Genomic DNA, 18,453 nt, shown 5'->3' on the forward strand with positions numbered 1-18,453 from the left:
CCGCCATGCACGCCATCGCCGCCTTCGCCGGGCTCCCCATCGAGAGCCACGAGGCGCTCGTCGACGTCGAGCTCCCGATGCCCGACCATGGGCCCCTCGACCTGCTGATCCGCGTCGAGGCCGTGTCCGTCAACCCGGTCGACGTGAAGGTGCGGGTCTCGCGCTCGACGCCCGACTCGCCCCGCGTCCTCGGCTACGACGGCGCGGGCGTCGTGGAGGCGGTCGGCGGCGAGGTGACCGGCTTCGCCACGGGCGACCACGTGTGGTGGGCCGGCGACATCGCCCGTGCCGGATCGAACGCCGAGTACCAGACCGTCGACCATCGCATCGTCGCCCCGATGCCGTCCACCTGGTCCTTCGCGGACGCCGCGGCGCTTCCGCTGACGGCGCTCACCGCGCTCGAGGCCTTCCGCGACCACCTCCACCTCGGCGAGGGGTCGACGGGCACGCTGCTCATGGTCGGCGGCGCGGGCGGGGTCGGGTCGGCCGCGATCCAGCTCGGCAAGGCGACGACCGGGCTGCGCGTCCTCGCGACCGCCGGCCGCGAGGCCTCGGCGGAGTGGGCGACGGCGATGGGCGCCGACGCGATCGTCGACCACCGCACCCTCGAGGAGTCCGTGCGAGCGGCCGCGCCCGACGGCGTCGACCACGTCTTCTCGTCGTTCACCCGCGGGAACATCGCGACCTATGCGGCCGTGGGCAAGCCCTTCTCCCAGGTGGTCGCGATCGACGGCGGCTTCGAGGACGTCGCGCCGCTCAAGGCCAAGTCGATGTCGCTGCACCTGGAGTACATGTTCGCGCGGGCACTCCACGGCGCCGCCGACGTGGGCCGCCAGGGCGAGTACCTCACAGAGGTCGCGCACCTCGCCGAGCGCGGGCTGATCCGCACCACGGCGAACGAGCTCCTCCAAGGTTTCACCGCCGCCAACCTCCGCGAGGCACATCGACGCGTCGAGTCCTCGTCGATGATCGGCAAGGTCGTGGTGCACCGGTAGCGGACGGAGCCCTCCCCTGGTCATGCGGCGTCCCGTTCGTCGTCGTGGTCGCTCGTGTGGACGTCGAGGCGGGCGATGCCGCCTTGGATCGCGGTGCGGTGGGGGTCGACGGAGGCCGGCGGGATGAACCATGGTCTGCCGTCGCGCATCTCGAGCTCCCACTCGGTCGTGTGGAGGCGCACGTGGCAGCCCGTGCACAACGGCACCCCGTCGCACAGGTCCGTGCGTCCCCCGTCACGCCAGTACCGGGAGTGGTGGACGATGCACCAGGTGGGCGGTGCCAGGCACCACGCGCAACCGCCGTCACGCTCCATGAGGGCCTTGCGCTGGTCCGCGGTGTACAGGCGCCGGGCGCGACCCCAGTCCAACGGCACCGAGTCACCACCCATCACCACCGGCAAGATCCGGGCGTCGACTGCCATCAGGCGCAGCGTGCCCATCGAGATCGGGCCGGGCAGCGAGTCGCACGAGCCCTGGGCGAGGTCGTCCTCAAGATCACGCTTGTCCACGCGCACGATCACCTCGGTGCGCACGCCCGAGCCCGGCGCATGGCACCCGAGGCCATGCTGGGCGAGCATCACCAGCGCATCGACGCGCATCTGGGGTGCGGTGCGCTGGTCCGCCTGGGCGAGCACAGGATCGTCCTTGCGGCGCTGGAAGCCGTCCTTGAGCTGCGCGTCGAGCCACGCGACGATCGGCGCGGCCGAGGCGGCATCGAGCCGCGCGGACAGCCTGGTCATCCCGTCGGCATCGTGCGAGATCGCCAGGGAGCGCTGCTCCCGGTGGCGCCGCTCCTTCGCCGCCAGCGCCTCCCGATCCAGCCGGGCACGCAGCTGCTCGCAGGCCCGTCGCAGGTCCCGCAGCGACAGCCGCTCGGCCTTCGCGACGAACCTCCCCTCGAGGCCCTCGGGAAGTGCCGCGACCTCGGCCAGCGCATCCAACGTCTCGGTGAGCAACGCGACCGCGCCCGCGCCGATGCGACCCTCCGCGTACGCCGCCGCGATCAGCGGGTACTTCACCTTCTTCTCGGCATCGCCCGCGTCGATGAGCCTCTGCGCCTCACCCTCGCCGATCCCGAGATCCTCGGCGACCTTGCCGCGAGCGTTCGCATGCCCATGACGGCGCGCCCAGCCGTTCGCACCGCGCTGACGCGCGGATCGACGATGCGTCGCGGCCGCCGCGTCCGCCGCCGCCACCCCCGCATGGCGGTACACCGACGCCACACACTCCTGGAACAGGGCGAACTCGCGCTCGGCCAGCGCATCGACATCCACACCGTCGAAATGGCGCAACGCCGCCAACGCGGTGGTGAGACGAGCCGTGGAGAACGTCATGACACCAGTCGACCACGAGGGTCTGACAACCACCCCACCCCGAATCCACAGGAATACCAGGGAGGATAACCTCACACCAGCGGAGGGCTGGGGACATCGGCCCTCGCCTTTGCGCACCAGGCAGGATGCGCAGTGGTCGCCAGCGCACCACACCGAGCAGCGCGCCGAACCGCGCCCCACGGCGAACGCTCAGCCCACCCCGGGCCGGGACCGGTTCACGGAGTCGCCGTCGATGCCGACGGGATCGGACGGACCCACCTCGAACGCCTCGAACGTCGCATCCGCGAGCACCTCGTCCACCAGCGCACGCGACCCCGCGACCAGGGTCGAGTCGAGGTCGATCTCGGTCGCGACGGCCCACGCGTGAGCCGCCGGCCACACGAACTGGGGTCCGGGCTCGCGGAACGATCCCCACCAGCCGATGCCCGCCGCGAACCCCCAGTCGGGGTCCGCCAGCTCGGCGAGCCCGCCCTCCAGCATCAGGTACTCGCGCCCGGTCCCCTCGAAGCCGGGGACGTCGGCGACGTCGCCGCGCGCGATCGCGTCCACCACGTCCGGGGAGAGCCGCGGGAGGTCGGGAACGGACCCCGCCGCCGCATCGTCCCCGCGGGTCGCGACGACCACGTGCCGCCCGCCGGGGTGCAGCTCGCCCCAGCCCGTCCAGATCCCGAGCGTCACCTCGGACGACCCGGCACGCAGCACGTGCGGCACGAGCGCCGCCCACAGACGCGGGTCGAGCCAGCCGTCGCGCGTCTGGCCGACCTCCCAGCCGTCATCGAGCATCACGAACCCGTTCTCGTCCGCGAGCCGGCGCCACTGCACCAGCGGATGCATGACCCCGCCGACCGCATCGGCCACCTCGGCCCACGACCACTCGCGCTGCTCGACCACGCGCGGCACCATGCCGGTGCCGGGGTCGTCCCACGAGAGCCGGCGCGCGGGCACCGGGTGGAGGATGCGCGCGTACGCCTCGAACCCGAGCCCGACCACGCCGCCCACCGTCGCCCACGCACCCGCGCGGCCCTGCAACCACTGGCCCGCCTCAGCGGCCGGCGCACCCCGGAGCACCCTCATGAAGTCGCACCCTACCGCCCGAGAAGCCCCCGGTAGATGGCGAGATCCGCGTCCGAGAAGACGCAGAAGATGACCTCCTCCACCCCGGGCGCGGACGCCAGCGCCCTACCGACGGCGCGCACCGCCACGCGCGCGGCCTCCTCCGCCGGGTAGGCGAAGGCCCCGGTCGAGATGCACGGGAAGGCGATGGAACGGCATCCGTGCTCCTGCGCGAGGGCCACCGACGTGGCGTACGCCGACGCCAGCCGCGCCTCCTCGCCCTGGTCGCCGCCGTGCCAGACCGGCCCGACGGCATGGATGACGTACCGCGCCGGCAGCGCGTGCGCGCCGGTGATCTTCGCGGAGCCGACCTGGCAGCCGCGCAGCCCCATGCACTCCTCGAGCAGGCCGGGCCCGGCGGCGCGGTGGATCGCGCCGTCGACTCCGCCGCCGCCCAGCAGCGACGAGTTCGCGGCGTTGACGATCGCGTCGACCGCGAGCGTGGTGATGTCGGCCCGCCGCGCCGAGAGGACGGCCGTCACGCGAGCGCCTTGCCCACGGTCGCGAGCAGGTCCTCCCACGACGCGATGAACTTCTCCACGCCCTCGCGCTCCAGCTGCGCCGTCACGTCGGCCATGTCGATCCCCGCCCTCTCCAGGTGCGAGAACGCGGACTGGGCCTCGTGGTAGGTGCCCTCGATGGTGTTCCAGCCGCCCTCGTGCGCCTCGCCGTGGTCCTGGAAGGCCCGCAGGGTCGCCTCGGGCATCGTGTTGACCACGCCGGGCGCGACGAGCTCGTCCACGTACATCGTGTCGGGGTACGCGGGGTCCTTCACCGACGTCGACGCCCACAGCGGCCGCTGGGGCCGCGCCCCGTGGGCCGCGAGCGTCGCCCACCGCTGCGTGGTGAGGACGTGCTCGTGATGCTCGTACGCGAGCCGCGCATTCGCGATGGCGGCGATCCCGCACAGGCCCGAGTCCTGACCCGTCGCCCGCAGCCGCTTGTCGACCTCCGTGTCGACGCGGCTCACGAAGAACGAGGCGACGGAGCCCAGGCGCGACACGTCGCGCCCCGCGGCGACGGCCCCCTCGAGCCCGGACAGGAACGCGTCCACGACGGCACGGTAGCGGGCGAGCGAGAAGATCAGGGTGACGTTGACCGAGATGCCCTCGGTGAGCGCCGTCGTGATCGCGGGCAGCCCCTCGACGGTCGCCGGGATCTTGATCATGACGTTCTCGCGTCCCACCTCGTCCCACAGCGCGCGGGCCTGCTCGATGGTGCCGATCGAGTCGTGGGCCAGGCGCGGGTCGACCTCGATCGACACCCGCCCGTCGACGCCATGGCTGTGCTGGTACACGTGGTGGAGGATGTCGCACGCGTCGCGCACGTCCGCGGTGGTGAGCTCGCGCACCGCCTCCTCGGCGGACGCCCCGCGCGCGGCCATCGTCGACAGCAGGTAGTCGTACTGCGAGGACCCCGACACGGCGGCCTGGAAGATCGACGGGTTGGTGGTGACCCCGACGATCGACAGCGCGTGGATGTCCTCCTCGAGCGATCCGGACTCGATTCGTTCGCGGCTCAGGTCGTCGAGCCAGACGGACACCCCGGCGGCGGAGAGCAGGTGCAACGCGGACATGGTGGCCTCCCTCGTCCCCTCGCCTCCACCCTAGGTCGCCCGGCGGAACATGCGCGCGTCGTTCTAGGTTGGGCAGAGAGGACACACGAGGGAGCTTCGATGACCTGGACCGCCGACGACATTCCCGACCTCACCGGCCGCACGGCCGTCATCACCGGGGCGAACGGGGGCCTCGGCCTCGCCTCCACGATCGCGCTCGCCCGCCGCGGCGCGCACGTCGTGATGGCGGCGCGCGACCCCGCCAAGACGGACGATGCGCGGGCCACGGTGCTCGCGGAGGTCCCGGAGGCCTCGCTCGAGGCGGTCCCGGTCGACCTCGCGTCGCAGGCGAGCGTCCGCGAGGCCGCGGAGGCCATCGCGTCCGCGCACCCGGTCATCGACATCCTGCTCGCGAACGCCGGCGTCATGGCGATGCCCGAGCGCCGCACCGAGGACGGCTTCGAGACCCAGCTCGCCGTCAACCACCTGGGCCACTGGACGCTCATCTCGCGGCTCCTGCCGAGCCTCGTCGCGGCCCCCGCGGCGCGCATCGTCACCCTGACCTCGATCGCGCGCCTCAACGCGACGCCGCTCGATCCCGCCAACCCGCACCTCGAGGGCGTGTACGAGGACTGGCGCGCGTACGGGCAGTCCAAGCTCGCCGCGCTGCAGACGGCGCTCGGGCTGGACGATGCGCTGCGCGCCGCGGGAACGGACGCCCGGGCCTTCTGCGCGCACCCGGGGATCACGCACACCGACCTGCAGAAGCGGACGGTGCGCGAGGGCGGCGGCGGCAAGCAGGGCCCGTTCTGGGAGGCGTACGCCGAGCAGCGCGGCATGCCGCCCGAGCAGGGCGTGCTCCCCCAGCTGCGCGCCGCCACCGACCCGCACGCGCGTGGCGGCACCCTGTGGGGGCCGCGATGGGGGCTGAGCGGTCCGCCCACACGGAAGCTGCTGCTGCGGCGCGGCCCCATCGAGGCCGGGATCCCCGGCCTGTGGGAGGCGTCGATCGCGCTCACAGGCGCCCGCATGGATGTCGAGGCGGCCGCGGCGGCGGCCCGCGCCAAGGAGGCGACCCCGTGATCACACCCGCACCCTCGGACGTCCTCGTATTCTTCGGCGCCACCGGCGACCTCGCCCGCAAGCAGATCTTCCCCGCGCTGTACGGCATGGTCATCGCCGAGGAGCTCGACGTGCCCGTGGTGGGCGTCGCGTTCTCCGAGTGGGGGCTCGAGGACCTGCAGAAGCGTGCGCGCGAGTCTGTGACGGCGGCCGTCCCCGACGTCGACGACGCCGCGCTCGAGACGCTCATCGGCCTGCTGCGCTACGTCGACGGCGACTACCGCGACCCCGCGACCTTCGCCGCGCTCAAGGAGGCCGTGGGGGACGCGCATCGTCCCGTCCACTACCTCGCGATCCCGCCGGTCATGTTCGCGACGGTCATCGAAGGGCTTGCCGGCGCCGGGCTGAACCAGGACGCGCGGGTGGTGGTGGAGAAGCCCTTCGGCCGCGACCTCGCGTCCGCGCAGGAGCTCGACGCGGTGGTGCGGGGCGCCTTCCCCGAGGAGTCGGTGTTCCGCATCGACCACTTCCTCGGCAAGGAGGAGATCATGAACCTCCTCTACTTCCGCTTCGCGAACTCGTTCCTCGAGCCGGTGTGGAACCGCGACCACATCGCGAGCGTGCAGATCACGATCGCGGAGGACTTCGGCGTCCAGGGCCGCGGCTCGTTCTACGACAGCGCGGGCGCGCTGCGCGACGTGCTCGAGAACCACATGCTGCAGATCGTCGCGCTGCTCGCGATGGAGCCGCCCGCATACCAGGGCTACGGCGCGGTGCACGAGGCCAAGGCCAACGTGTTCCGCGCGATCCGGCCGCTCACCAGGAACGACATCGTGCGCGGGCAGTTCGACGGCTACCGCGACGAGCCCGGGGTCGCGCGCGGCTCGGACGTCGAGACGTACGTCGCCGCGCGGCTCTTCATCGACTCGTGGCGCTGGGCCGGCGTGCCCTGGTACCTGCGCACGGGCAAGCACCTGCCCGCGACCGTCCACGAGGTGATCGTCGAGTTCAAGAAGCCCCCGCAGGCGCTGTTCGACGACGCGATGATGGCGCAGCACCCCAACCACCTGCGCTTCCGGCTCCAGCCGGACGGCGAGATCGCGCTGGGCGCGCGCGTGAAGACGCCGGGCGAGGAGTTCGTGGGCGAGCAGCGCGAGCTGGTCGCCTCGACCGGCGGCGCGGCCGCGCGGCGCCCGTACGAGCGGCTCCTCGCGGACGCGATCCAGGGCGACCGCGCGCTGTTCACCTCGGAGGACTCGGTCGAGGCCGCGTGGCGCGTCGTCGACGGGATCCTCACGGACCACGCCCCCGCGATCCGGTACACGCCGGGCACGTGGGGCCCCACCGAGGCGGACACGCTCATCGGCGGCGACGGCCCCTGGCACGACCCGTCCCTGCGGGACTCGAACGGAAGGAAGTGACATGCAGCTGGGCATGATCGGGTTGGGGCGCATGGGCGCCGGTCTCACACGCAGGCTCATGCGGGACGGCCACACGGTCGCGGTGCACGACGTCTCCCCCGCCGCCATCGACGCGCTCGCCGCGGAGGGCGCGGTGCCGGTGCACGAGCTCGCGGGCTTCGTCGAGGCGCTCGAGGCGCCCCGCGCGGTGTGGGTGATGGTGCCCGCGGGCGCGATCACGCAGTCCGTCATCACGGCGCTCGCCGAGGTGCTCGAGCCCGGCGACACCGTCATCGACGGCGGCAACAGTTACTACCGCGACGACATCGCGCACGCCGCCGCGCTCGCCGACAGCGGCCTCCACCTCGTCGACGTCGGCACGTCGGGCGGCGTCCACGGGCTCGAGCGCGGCTTCTGCCTCATGGTGGGCGGGGACGATGCGGTGGTCGCGCGGCTCGCGCCGATCTGGCGGACGATCGCGCCGGGCGCGGACGCGGCGCCGCGCACGCCGGGTCTCACCGGCGACCTCGCGCCGGGCGAGGAGGGGTGGCTCCACTGCGGCCCGACCGGCGCCGGCCACTTCGTCAAGATGGTCCACAACGGGATCGAGTACGGGCTCATGGCCGCGTACGCCGAGGGGCTCAACGTGCTGCGCAACGCCAACATCGGCGGGCAGACGCGCGAGGCCGACGCGGAGACCGCGCCGCTGGCGCACCCCGAGTTCTACCGCTACGACGTCGACACGGCCGCGGTCGCGGAGGTGTGGCGCCGGGGCTCGGTCATCGGTTCGTGGCTGCTGGACCTGACCGCGCAGGCGCTGCGCGAGGACCCCGACCTCGACTCGTACTCGGGGCACGTGTCCGACTCGGGCGAGGGACGCTGGACCTCGATCGCGGCGATCGACGAGGGCGTCCCTACGCCGGTGCTCACCACCGCGCTGTACTCGCGGTTCGCGTCGCGCGACCTCGACGACTACGCGCAGAAGACCCTGTCCGCGATGCGCAAGGGCTTCGGCGGCCACGAGGAGAAGCCGACGGGCGAGTAGCGGGCACGAGGGCGAGGCAGGCCGGCCGCGGACCCTGGCACGACCCGCGCACCCGTGCTCGGCGTTTTCACGCACTTGGCGTTCGGGGGCGCGGCGCCGCGCCCCCGAACGGACGCAAGCGCACAAGATCCGTGCGTCGAGCAGTCTCATCTACCGGAATCGTGTCCGTGCCGGCGCCTCCCGCCATGCGGGTCGTTCAAACTGCATGAAAACGCCGAGCGTCGTGGGGCGAGGTACCCGAGGACGCCGCAGCCGGCGACGTCAGGTCATGACCCAGCCGACGAGGAGCAGCAGGACGGCGGCCACCACGCCCCAGGCGATCCACGAGCCGATGCGCAGGTCCGGTCGCGCCTCGTCCTCGCCGGCGGCGCGTGCGTGGGCGCGCCACGAGTACAGGCCTTGGGCCGCTCCGGCGATCGCGAGCAGGAGCAGCAGCCCCGCCGCTCCTAGGCGCCAGCCCTCATCGATCGGCACGTCGAGCGCGACGAGCAGCAGCGCGGCGATCAGCAGCCCGACCGCCGTGCGGATCCAGGACAGGAACGTGCGCTCGGCGTCCACAGCTCGACGCTACTCCGCGGCGCGGGCGGCCGGGACGCCTCGCGCCCCGGCCGCCTTCGCCGTCAGGCGGCGCCGAGGAAGAAGTCGACCGCGGCGAGCGGGCCGTCGAGGAACGCGGTGGTGCCGCCCATGATGCGCGGCTGCGCGTACACCGGGTTCGGCACGACATGCCCGCCGCCGTCGACCGAGAACAGCAGCACGGGCGCCGCGCCGTCGTACGCGGTCACGGTGACGTCGGTGGTGCCGGACGCATCGGTGTTCGTGAAGGCCGCGACCTCGGGCGTCATGCCGAGCCCGTTGCGCTCCGCGACGAACGCGGCGCTCTCCTGCGCGGACATCACCTCGCCGAGGCTCCCGCCGAAGGTGCCTGCCTCGCCGCCCTCGAAGGGGTTGATCGGGTCGTCCGTGCCCAGCACGAGCATCGTGGGAACCGCGGCACCCGAGGCCTCGCACACGTTGTTCGACGCGGCCGGGTACGCGGCAGCGAACGGCGCGATCGCCTTCACCAGGTCCGGCGCCTCCTCGCCCAGGCGAATCGACAGGTGGCCGCCGTTGGACAGGCCGGTCGCGAAGACCGCGTCCGCGCTCGCACCGTCCAGCGCGGCGATGTCCGCGACCACGGAACGGACGAACGCGACGTCGTCGACGTCCTCCATCCGCGCGGGGTAGGGCGTCTCGGCGCGGCAGTCGTGCCACGTCTGCTCGTAGCCCTCGGGGTAGACCGCGACGAAGCCGCGCTCGACGGCGAGCTCGTCGAAGCGGTAGCCGCTCGCGGCGCGCACGCCCTCGGCGTCCATCCGGGAGCCGTGGAACACGAGCACGACCGGCGCATCGTCCTCGAGCCCGTCGGGCACGACGGCGAGGTACTCGCGCGTCATGCCGTCGACCTCGAGCGTGCGGCGCTCGACCTGGGCCGCGAGCTCGGGCTCGTCGGGTGCCGGGGCGTAGAGGAACCAGGCGCCGAGCGCGCCGAGCACGAGCACGAGGCCGCCGACGACGGCTCCGGTGATCGCGAGGGCGCGCCTCCAACGCCGGCGGGGCTGCGGTGCGGACGCGGTTGCGTCCGGCGCGACGGTGGTGTCGGTCATGAGGGGTCGTCTCCTTCGACGAGAGAAGGGCGACGGGGCGGCCGCGAGGGCCGCCCCGCCGTCCTCAGGGGTGGGTCAGGCGGTTGCGCCGGTCTTCGCGATCGTGAAGAGGATCGCGTGGACGCGGTCGCGCAGGCTCGCGCCCATGCCCGCCGGGTCGGCGTCGACGGCCGCCTTGGTGGCCTTGACCGTCGCCGAGGGGAACACCGCGAGCATCCAGTCGTTGCCACCGCGGGCCGCGAGCTCGGGGTCCATCCAGCCGCCGAGCACGGCGTCGGTGGACACGAAGCCCTCGAAGCCCCACTCGCCGCGGAGCACCTCCTGGAGCAGGTCCTCGTTGCCGCCGGCCCAGCTGCCGCCGAGGTTGATGAACGAGCTCATCGCGCCCGCCGCATCGGCCTCCTTCACGGCGATCTCGAACGGCTTGAGGTACAGCTCGCGCAGCGCCTGCTCCGACGCGAACACGTTGATGCCGGTGCGCGCGTTGACCTCCTGGTCGTTCAGCACGAAGTGCTTGATCGTGACCGGGACGCCCTGGTCCTGCGAGCCCGCGACCACGGCCGCCGCCATCTTGCCGGTGAGCAGCGGGTCCTCCGAGAAGTACTCGAAGTCGCGGCCGCCCAGCGCGGTGCGGTGAAGGTTCATGCCCGGCGCGTACCAGACCTCGACGCCGTAAGCCTTCGCCTCGGTGCCGACCGACTCGCCCCACGCGTAGGCGAGGTCGTCGTTCCACGTCGAGGCGATGACGACCTCGGTCGGGTAGGCCGCGGAGTCGAGCGGCGAGAACAGCGAGTTGAGGCCCGCGGGGCTGTCGAGCATGGTGATCGACGGCACGCCGAGGCGCTCGATCGCGACCGACTGGTAGGCGCCGTACGAGAACAGGTCGACCTGCTCGTCCAGCGTGAGCTGGTCGAGGAACGCGTCCCACTGCGGGTCGTCGTACGCGACGCCCGCCATGTCCGCGAGGGTGAGGCCGTTGTCCGCGCCGTAGGTGGGCGCGTCGCCGTCGGCGGGCTCGAAGGTCGGGTCCATGAGCGCGAGCACCTCGTCGGACGCGGTCTCGGTGCCGTCCGGCGCCGCCGGGTAGGTGCCGTCCCAGTCCGCGCGCGACAGGTACGTGAGGTCGCCCTCGACGTAGTCGAAGCGGTTCTCGTACGCGACGCCGGTGTCGGCATCCGCGTCGTAGGTCACGTCGTTCGCGACCGTGACGGTGGACGATGCGACGGGCGTGTGCACGTCGGTGCGCGCCGAGATCGCGTAGTCGCCCGCCTCGAGGACGTAGGCGCCCCCGGCAGCGGTGTCCCACGACGCCATGTCCTGGACCGCGAAGGTCACGGTGACCGTCTCGGAGGCGCCGGGCTCGAGGACCGACGTCTTGGCGTAGCCGCCGAGCTCGATCGCGGACTTCTCGATGCCGCCGGCGGTGTAGGGCGCGGCGAAGTAGACCTGGACCACGTCCTTGCCTGCGGTGTCGCCCGTGTTGGTGACGGTGACGTCGACCGACACGGTGTCGTCGGTCACGACCGCCTCCGCGGCCTCCCAGGCGAAGTCGGTGTAGCTCAGGCCGTACCCGAACGGGTACTGGACGGTGTCGGCGTATCCGGCCTCGTCGCCCTCGAAGCGGGTCTCGTAGTAGCGGTAGCCGACGTAGATGCCCTCCTCGTAGTCGAGGAAGCCGCGCTTCACGTTGGTGTAGTTGTAGTCGCCGAAGTTCTCCACGGCCGGCGCGCTCGCGATGTCGTACGCGTACGTGTCGGTGAGGCGGCCGGACGGGTTGACCTGCCCGGTGAGCACCTTCGCCAGCGAGGCGGCGCCCTGCGGTCCCGGGGTGCCCATCCACACCGCGGAGGTGATCTGCGGGTACTCGTCGAGGAAGCCGAGCTCCATCTGGTTGCCGGAGTTCACCACGACGATCACGTGCTCCTGGACCGCGGTGACCGCGTCGAGCAGAGCGCGCTGCTCCGCCGTGAGCTGGAGCTGCTCCTGCACCAGGTCCGAGCCCTCGACGCCGTCGTTGCCGACCACGACGATCGCGGTGTCCGAGAACGACTGCGCCTGCGCGAGGACGTCGTCGGTGAGGTAGTCGGGGGCCGGCTCGTGGTCGGCGCCCGCGCCGGTGAGCGCGCCCGCGATCTGGACGAACGCGTTGGACGAGCCCTCGGTGTGCTCGGCACCCGCCTCGTGCATCGTCGCGTAGAGGTCGGCGTTGTACTCGACGCCCTGCGCCTCGAGCGCCTCGTAGAGCGTGGGCGCGCCGGCGGTGTTCGAGCCGCCGGAGCCGCCGCCGCCCAGGCGGAGGTTGAACGACGCGAACGAGAACACGTTGACGCCGCCATCGAGAGGCAGGACGCCGGCCTCGTTCTTCAGGAGCACGATGCCCTCGTCCGAGATGCTCTCGGCGACGCCGAGCGCGGCCTCGCGGGCCGCGGCGGCCTCGGGGGTGTCGTCCGTGAAGCTCAGCGAGGCGACGCGCATGATGCCGCCGACGTAGGGCGCGGCGAGCGCGACGACGCCGATGCCGGCGGCGGCGGTGATGCCCCAGCCGATCGCCCGGCGGGGACGGTGCTTGACCTTGCGGTACACCCGCTCGCGACGCTTGAGCTCGCGGCGCTGCGCGCGGTTCATGGTCGCGCGCACCTCGGCGCGGTCGTCCTTCGCCGTACGCTTCGCGTCGCGGGCCTCCGTCCGGTCCGCCGCCTTCGCGGCGGTGCGCTCGTCCGGCGTCATCGCCTTGAGCTCGTCCCGACGGGCCCGCTTCGCCGCGCGCTCCTCGTTGACGCGTGCGACGGCTTCCTGCTTGATCTCTTTGCGCTTGGACATGTCTCTCTCAGTTGTTGCTGTGGACGCGCTCGCTCCTTCGCCGAGCGCGCCATGCCGATAGGACCTGGCGCACTCCGCGCCAGAACCGGCCGTTGACCATGAGCAGCAGGCCGTCGAGCATCGCGTCGTCGACCCTTCCTCCGCTCATCCGCGCGACCGACCGGAACGGCAGGTCGAGCACGAATCTTGTGTTGTTGGCCGCGTGCGGCCGGCCCAGCGCCATCAGCAGCGCGTAGGCGAGGTCGATGACGCGGTACAGGAGGCCCGCGAACCCGCCGCGGCCCCGCGTCTGCGCGATGATGTCGTCGCGCGTCAGCGGCTGACCCACGGGCCAGCGGGGCGACGGCAGCGGCCGCCCGAGGAGCTCGCCGAACTCGAGGTCGTTGACCTTCTCGACGCGTCCATCGACGTAGTGCGGCAGGCGGTCCTTGCCGGGCGCGGTCCACGCCTCGCCCTCGACGTCGAGCTCGCGACGCAGGCGCACGTCGCGCGACGATGCGCCCGCCAGGACGCCGTACGTGCCGCCGACCGTGCGCCAGCCGCCGTGGTCGACGTCGTAGACGTCGAAGGCGTGCTCGGCGTACGGGATCTCGACGGTGACGGTCTCGCCGGGCATGAGCGCGACCTTCGCGAAGCCGCGCAGCTCGCGCGGGGCGCGGATCTCGCCGACGGCGGCGTCGGGCGCCTCGACGTACAGCTGCACGGTCTCCTCGCCCTCGCGCGCACCCGTGTTGGTGAGCGTCACCCGCGCGGAGGTCTCCCCTGCCTCGAGCTCCTCGTAGCGGAAGCGCGTGTAGCCGAGGCCGTGGCCGAACGGGTAGCGGACCGGGGTCTCCGTCTTGTCGAAGTACCGGTAGCCGACATAGATGCTCTCGCGGTGCTCGGAGGTCGCCTGGGTCTGCGCGAACGAGGCCGAGGACGGCACGTCCGCGTACACGAGCGGGTAGGTCTCGGCCAGGCGTCCGCTGGGGTTGACGCACCCGGTGAGGACGTCGGCGACGGCGGTGCCGCCGCCCTGGCCCGCGAGGTACGAGTGGACGATGGCCGCCGCCTCGTCCGCGAAGGGCAGCTCGACCGGTGCGCCGCCGGCGAGCACGACGACCACGGGCACGCCGAGGCCGATGAGCTGGTGCGCGAGCACGAGCTGGTTCCGCGCGAGCCGCATGTGCTGCCGGTCGACGCCCTCGGCCTCGGCGGACTCGTCGAGCCCCAGGAACAGCAGCACCACGTCGGAGCGGCGCGCGAGTCGCAGGGCGCGCCTGCGCAGGAGCCGCGAGGGCTTGTCGCGGCGCGCGAAGCCGCGCTCGAAGCCGGCGATGTCGAGGTCGCTCGCGCGCAGGGCGTCGAGCGCCGAGTCGACGCGGGTGGGGTTGACCAGCGAGCTGCCGGCGCCCTGGTAGCGCGGGCGTGCGGCGAAGTCGCCGATGACGGCGACGCGGCCCGAGGCGGGGCCGAGCGGCAGCACGTCGAGGGGGTTGTCAAGCAGCACGATGGACCGGCGTGCGGCCTCGATCGCGAGCTCGTGGTGCGCGTCGTGGTCCACCGGGGCCGGCGCATCGTCCCGCGCGGTGCGCGCGATGAGTGCCAGCAGCTCCTCGACGCGGGCGTCGAGGACCGTCTCGTCGAGCGTGCCCGCCTCGACCGCGGCCACGATCTCGCGGTCGGTGACCCCGTCGGTCGACGGCATCTCGAGGGCGTTGCCCGCGATGAGGCCGGCGATGCGGTCGTTGTTGCCGCCCCAGTCGGTGACGACGAGCCCGTCGAAGCCGAAGGTGCGGCGCAGGATGCGGTCGAGCAGCTCGACGTTCTCGTTCGCGTACGTGCCGTTGACCTTGTTGTAGGAGCTCATCACGGTCCACGGGTCGCCCTCGGCGAGCGCGATGCGGAAGCCCTCGAGGTACGTCTCGTGCAGCGCGCGCTCGTCGACGATCTCGTCGATCGTCATGCGGTGGGTCTCCTGGCTGTTGACCGCGAAGTGCTTGGCGCAGGCCGCGACGCCGCGCGACTGGATGCCGCGGATCATCGCCGCGGCGGACGTGCCCGACAGCAGCGGGTCCTCGGAGAAGTACTCGAAGCTGCGGCCCGCGAGCGGGTTGCGCTTGAGGTTGAGGCCGGGTCCGAGAAGGACGCTCACGTCCTCCGCGGCAGCCTCGGCGCCGAGCGCCTCGCCGACGCGGGTGAGCAGGCCGGGGTCCCAGCTGTTCGCGAGGGTCGCGGCGGGCGGGAAGCACGTGGCGGGGATGCTCGCGTGGAGGCCCAGGTGGTCCGCGGCGCCGCCCTGCTTGCGCAGCCCGTGGGGGCCGTCGGTCAGCATGATCGAGGGCACGCCGAGCCGATCGACGCGCTTCGTGTTCCAGAAGTTCGCGCCGGACATGAGCGACGCCTTCTCGGCGAGCGTGAGCTCGGTCCGCAAGCGTCGTCGGTTGTCGGAGATCGTCATCAATCGGTACCTTGGTTCAAGTTCCACCACGCGGTGGAGTTCTGCGGATGAGCGTAACAATTTCCACCGCTTGGTGGAAATCGACGTCATCCGGCCTGGAACGAGAGGACCCACCGATGCCCGAGGGCTACGCCACCGGACGCGCGACCAAGCAGTCGATCGTCGAGAGCGCCGCCGCGGCCTTCGCGCAGAAGGGCTTCTACGGCGCCTCGCTGCGGAGCATCGCGCGCGAGGCGGGTGTCGACCACTCGACGCTCCTCCACCACTTCGGCAACAAGACCGCGCTGCTGCTCGCCGTGATCGAGTGGCACGACGCGCAGGCCATGCCGGCCGACCTCCCCGAGACCATCAGCGCCGAGTTCATCGCGGACGGCTTCGCCGCGACCGCGGCCCGGAACGCGGAGACCCCGGGCCTCGTGCAGCTGCTGTCCGTGCTGACCGCGGAGGCCGGCGCGGAGAACCATCCCGCGCGCGAGACGCTCCAGCGCCGCCACGAGCTGGTGACGACGGTGATCGCGTGGACGATCAGCAGCCAGCGCGCCGAGCACGAGGACCACGGCGACCCGCTGAGCCCGGAGGAGCGGGCCGCCGTCCTCATCGCGAGCTGGGAGGGGCTGCAGGTCTACGACGCGCTCCACCCCGGGAAGCTCGACGTGCCGGCGCTCGTGCGCGCGATGCTGCGCGAGGCCTTCCTGCTCGACTGACGCCTCCGCGCGCGGCGCGGGCGGGCCGACCGCTCGGCGAGCGCGGCGCCCGCGAGACGCTGGGCCTGCGCGAGCGAGATCGGGTCGATGGTGAACATGGGTGCTCCTTCGTTCTGGCTACGGAGGAGCTGTCGGACAGGACGCAGCGAGGTTGACGTGTCGCGAGGGGCGGTGGGCCGACGCGGCCATCGGCGGCTCGCACTGTCGGCACGGGCGGGATCCGTCGGGGATCGCGTCCGCGGGTGAACGGCGGGGCGGGGAGCCCCCTGCTCGTCTCACGAGGCCCGTGAGGACCTGATCCGACCTTATGGCACGGCGAGGCGCGGGCGCAAAGCCTGCGTCAGAACAGGGTGAGGGGCTCGGCGCCCGGGACCGGCGCATCGTCCCCGTGCGCGCGGCTACGCCGCCACTCCCCCTCGTCGTCGCGCGCGTTCGCCCGCGACGCGACGGTGCCGGTGTTGGGGTCCTCGGGGGTGCGCGCGAGGCCGTGGGCCGCGATGAGCGGCTTGATGCGCGCGGCGAGCCACCGGCGGTACTCCTTGGGCGCGTAGGCGCCGTCGCCGTACAGCTCGCGGTAGCGGCCGACGAGGTCGGGACGATGCGCGTGCAGCCACCGCGCGTACCACTCCTTCACGCCGGGCCGGAGGTGCAGGGCGGTGTAGGTCACCGAGGCCGCACCCGCGGCCTTGATGCGGCCCAGCGCGGCGTCGAGGTGCTCCTCGGAGTCCGTGAGGAACGGCAGGATCGGCATCATGAAGACCGCGACGTCGAAGCCCGCCTCGGCGGCCGCGGCCACGGTCGCGAGCCGCGCCTGGGTGGTGGGGGTGCCGGGCTCGATGGCCTGCTGGAGCTCGTCGTCCGCGATCGCGATCGACAGCGCGAGGTCCACCGGGGCGGCCTTGCGCGCCTCAGCCAGGAGCGGCAGGTCGCGACGCAGCAGCGAGCCCTTGGTGAGGATCGACATCGGGGTGCCGGAGTCCGCGAGCGCGCGGATGATGCCGGGCATGAGCCGGTAGCGGCCCTCCGCGCGCTGGTACGGGTCCGTGTTGGTGCCGAGCGCGACGTGCTCGCGGTCCCACGAGGGCTTCGCGAGGTCCTTGCGGAGCGCCTCGGCGATGTTGATCTTGACGATGATCTGGCGGTCGAAGTCGACGCCCGCGTCGAGCTCGAGGTAGCGGTGGGACGGCCGCGCGAAGCAGTAGACGCACGCGTGCGTGCAGCCGCGATACGGGTTGACGGTCCACGTGAACGGGACGGCGCTGCCGGGGCCCACGCGGTTGAGCGCGCTCTTGGCGAGCACCTCGTGGAACGTCACCCCGGCGAAGTCCGGCGTGGTGACGGTCCGCACGAGGTTCGACATCCTCGCGAGCGCGGGCAGCGCCTCATCGTTCTCGGCGCGCAGCGCCTGTCCCTCCCACCGCATGCGACCATTCGAACACCTGTTCGAATTGCGGTCAAGGTGCCGCGCCGTCAGGCGGAGGGTGCCACCTGGAGCTCGAAGTTCGGCCTGGCGCCCTCGGCCACCTTGATCCGGAACGACGTCACCGTGAGGTCGAACTCCTCGGGCCGGGTCACCGTCCAGCTGGCGCCGCCCTTCGTGATGGGGCCCGCCGCGATCGTGCCCCCGCACGATCCCGCGACGAACGTGGGGGTCGCGAGCAGGTCCGCGCCGTCGAGCAGGACGGGAGCGTCCGGGATCGACGACACGCACTCCACGCGCGCGGGCCGCGACGCCTCGTACACGTTGTCCAGGACCCTGCCATCCGTGGTGACGGCGATCGTGACCGGGCTCGGCGCGTCGTCGCCGCCGTCCCAGGGCCACCAGAGGTCCTCACGGTCGTCGCGGCTCCACGCGGCGGTGACGACGGCGACGTAGTAGTCGCTCGAGCTGTCACCGTCGCCCACCTGGGCGTCCCCGGTGCCCTCGGTGGTCATGCGGTAGACCTCCATGCACGCGTCGACGGTGCCCGCGTACTCCTGCGCGAGCGACTGCCAGCGCCGCGTATGCGTGGACTCCCATGCCACGCCCTCGCGGCAGTCGGACGCGACGGCTTCGTAGGGCCCGGTCACCACGGGCAGGGGCACGTCGGCGGCCGCGTGCACCGCGGGCGAGCCCTCGACGACGGAGCCGCGCCACCAGAACCAGCCGATGCCGACCAGCACGATCCCGACCAGGATCACCACCACGGTGCGCATGCGTCCCCCTGCTCCCGCCCCGCCTCGGGCGCCTGAGGGGAGCGTAGCGCGCGGCCCGCTCGGCGCCGGGCGCCATCCCGCGGGCGGCGGATCATCCCCACGGACCTGCCGCATCGTCCCTGCTCACGGCCGTGTCGCGGATC

Annotated in this window: 15 protein-coding genes; 5 read left to right on the forward strand and 10 right to left on the reverse strand. The window is 72.6% G+C overall.

The window, feature by feature from the left end; all coding sequences use genetic code 11:
* Positions 1 to 5 precede the first annotated feature (5 nt).
* Entirely contained in the window at positions 6 to 995 is a 990-nt protein-coding gene (locus AOM02_RS04075) for a zinc-binding alcohol dehydrogenase family protein (RefSeq protein ID WP_062296951.1), read from the forward strand.
* Positions 996 to 1,015: 20 nt separating this feature from the next.
* Here AOM02_RS04075 and AOM02_RS04080 read toward each other — a convergent pair whose 3' ends face one another.
* From AOM02_RS04080 to tal, 4 genes are all read right to left on the reverse strand, one after another.
* On the reverse strand, positions 1,016 to 2,329 hold the full coding sequence (locus AOM02_RS04080; protein WP_062296952.1) for an HNH endonuclease: 1,314 nt from the start codon (positions 2,327 to 2,329) through the stop codon (positions 1,016 to 1,018).
* Positions 2,330 to 2,518: 189 nt separating this feature from the next.
* Positions 2,519 to 3,403, reverse strand: a complete 885-nt coding sequence (locus tag AOM02_RS04085) for a hypothetical protein (protein WP_062296953.1) — start codon at positions 3,401 to 3,403, stop codon at positions 2,519 to 2,521.
* An 11-nt stretch (positions 3,404 to 3,414) separates the two neighbouring features.
* Complete coding sequence (locus AOM02_RS04090) at positions 3,415 to 3,924, reverse strand: O-acetyl-ADP-ribose deacetylase (RefSeq protein WP_062296954.1); 510 nt, start codon at positions 3,922 to 3,924, stop codon at positions 3,415 to 3,417.
* Positions 3,921 to 5,018: a transaldolase gene (tal, locus tag AOM02_RS04095; RefSeq protein WP_062296955.1), complete on the reverse strand. Its 1,098-nt coding sequence runs from the start codon at positions 5,016 to 5,018 to the stop codon at positions 3,921 to 3,923. The genes AOM02_RS04090 and tal overlap by 4 nt, the downstream gene beginning before the upstream one ends.
* Before the next feature lie 99 nt (positions 5,019 to 5,117).
* On the opposite strand from tal, the gene AOM02_RS04100 reads away from it, so the two are divergent.
* From AOM02_RS04100 to gnd, 3 genes are read left to right on the forward strand one after another with little or no spacing between them, the layout of a single operon-like run.
* On the forward strand, positions 5,118 to 6,080 hold the full coding sequence (locus AOM02_RS04100; protein ID WP_062296956.1) for an SDR family NAD(P)-dependent oxidoreductase: 963 nt from the start codon (positions 5,118 to 5,120) through the stop codon (positions 6,078 to 6,080).
* Entirely contained in the window at positions 6,077 to 7,480 is a 1,404-nt protein-coding gene (gene zwf, locus AOM02_RS04105; protein WP_228373769.1) for a glucose-6-phosphate dehydrogenase, read from the forward strand. Before AOM02_RS04100 ends, zwf begins: the two co-directional genes overlap by 4 nt.
* A gap of 1 nt (position 7,481) precedes the next feature.
* Positions 7,482 to 8,504 (forward strand): phosphogluconate dehydrogenase (NAD(+)-dependent, decarboxylating), encoded by a 1,023-nt coding sequence (gnd, locus tag AOM02_RS04110; RefSeq protein ID WP_062296958.1) that lies wholly within the window; start codon positions 7,482 to 7,484, stop codon positions 8,502 to 8,504.
* Between the two features lie 261 nt (positions 8,505 to 8,765).
* Here gnd and AOM02_RS04115 read toward each other — a convergent pair whose 3' ends face one another.
* The 4 genes from AOM02_RS04115 to AOM02_RS04130 form a co-directional block, all read right to left on the reverse strand.
* The gene (locus tag AOM02_RS04115) at positions 8,766 to 9,062 is read right to left on the reverse strand and encodes a DUF202 domain-containing protein (RefSeq protein WP_062296960.1); all 297 of its coding nucleotides are present in this window, start codon (positions 9,060 to 9,062) and stop codon (positions 8,766 to 8,768) included.
* 62 nt (positions 9,063 to 9,124) lie between these two features.
* On the reverse strand, positions 9,125 to 10,150 hold the full coding sequence (locus AOM02_RS04120) for a CE1 family esterase (RefSeq protein ID WP_062296962.1): 1,026 nt from the start codon (positions 10,148 to 10,150) through the stop codon (positions 9,125 to 9,127).
* Between the two features lie 75 nt (positions 10,151 to 10,225).
* Positions 10,226 to 12,970 (reverse strand): glycoside hydrolase family 3 C-terminal domain-containing protein, encoded by a 2,745-nt coding sequence (locus tag AOM02_RS04125; protein ID WP_062296964.1) that lies wholly within the window; start codon positions 12,968 to 12,970, stop codon positions 10,226 to 10,228.
* A gap of 7 nt (positions 12,971 to 12,977) precedes the next feature.
* Positions 12,978 to 15,410: a glycoside hydrolase family 3 C-terminal domain-containing protein gene (locus AOM02_RS04130; RefSeq protein ID WP_062296966.1), complete on the reverse strand. Its 2,433-nt coding sequence runs from the start codon at positions 15,408 to 15,410 to the stop codon at positions 12,978 to 12,980.
* Positions 15,411 to 15,526: 116 nt separating this feature from the next.
* On the opposite strand from AOM02_RS04130, the gene AOM02_RS04135 reads away from it, so the two are divergent.
* A complete protein-coding gene (locus tag AOM02_RS04135; RefSeq protein ID WP_062296968.1) occupies positions 15,527 to 16,114 on the forward strand; it encodes a TetR/AcrR family transcriptional regulator in 588 nt (195 codons plus the stop codon).
* 340 nt (positions 16,115 to 16,454) lie between these two features.
* On the opposite strand, the gene AOM02_RS04140 is transcribed toward AOM02_RS04135, so the two are convergent.
* A complete protein-coding gene (locus AOM02_RS04140) occupies positions 16,455 to 17,537 on the reverse strand; it encodes an Rv2578c family radical SAM protein (RefSeq protein WP_082104868.1) in 1,083 nt (360 codons plus the stop codon).
* A gap of 47 nt (positions 17,538 to 17,584) precedes the next feature.
* On the reverse strand, positions 17,585 to 18,310 hold the full coding sequence (locus AOM02_RS04145; protein ID WP_062296970.1) for a hypothetical protein: 726 nt from the start codon (positions 18,308 to 18,310) through the stop codon (positions 17,585 to 17,587).
* Positions 18,311 to 18,453: the final 143 nt, after the last annotated feature.

The organism is Demequina maris, assembly GCF_000971155.1.
GTDB lineage: Bacteria > Actinomycetota > Actinomycetes > Actinomycetales > Demequinaceae > Demequina > Demequina maris.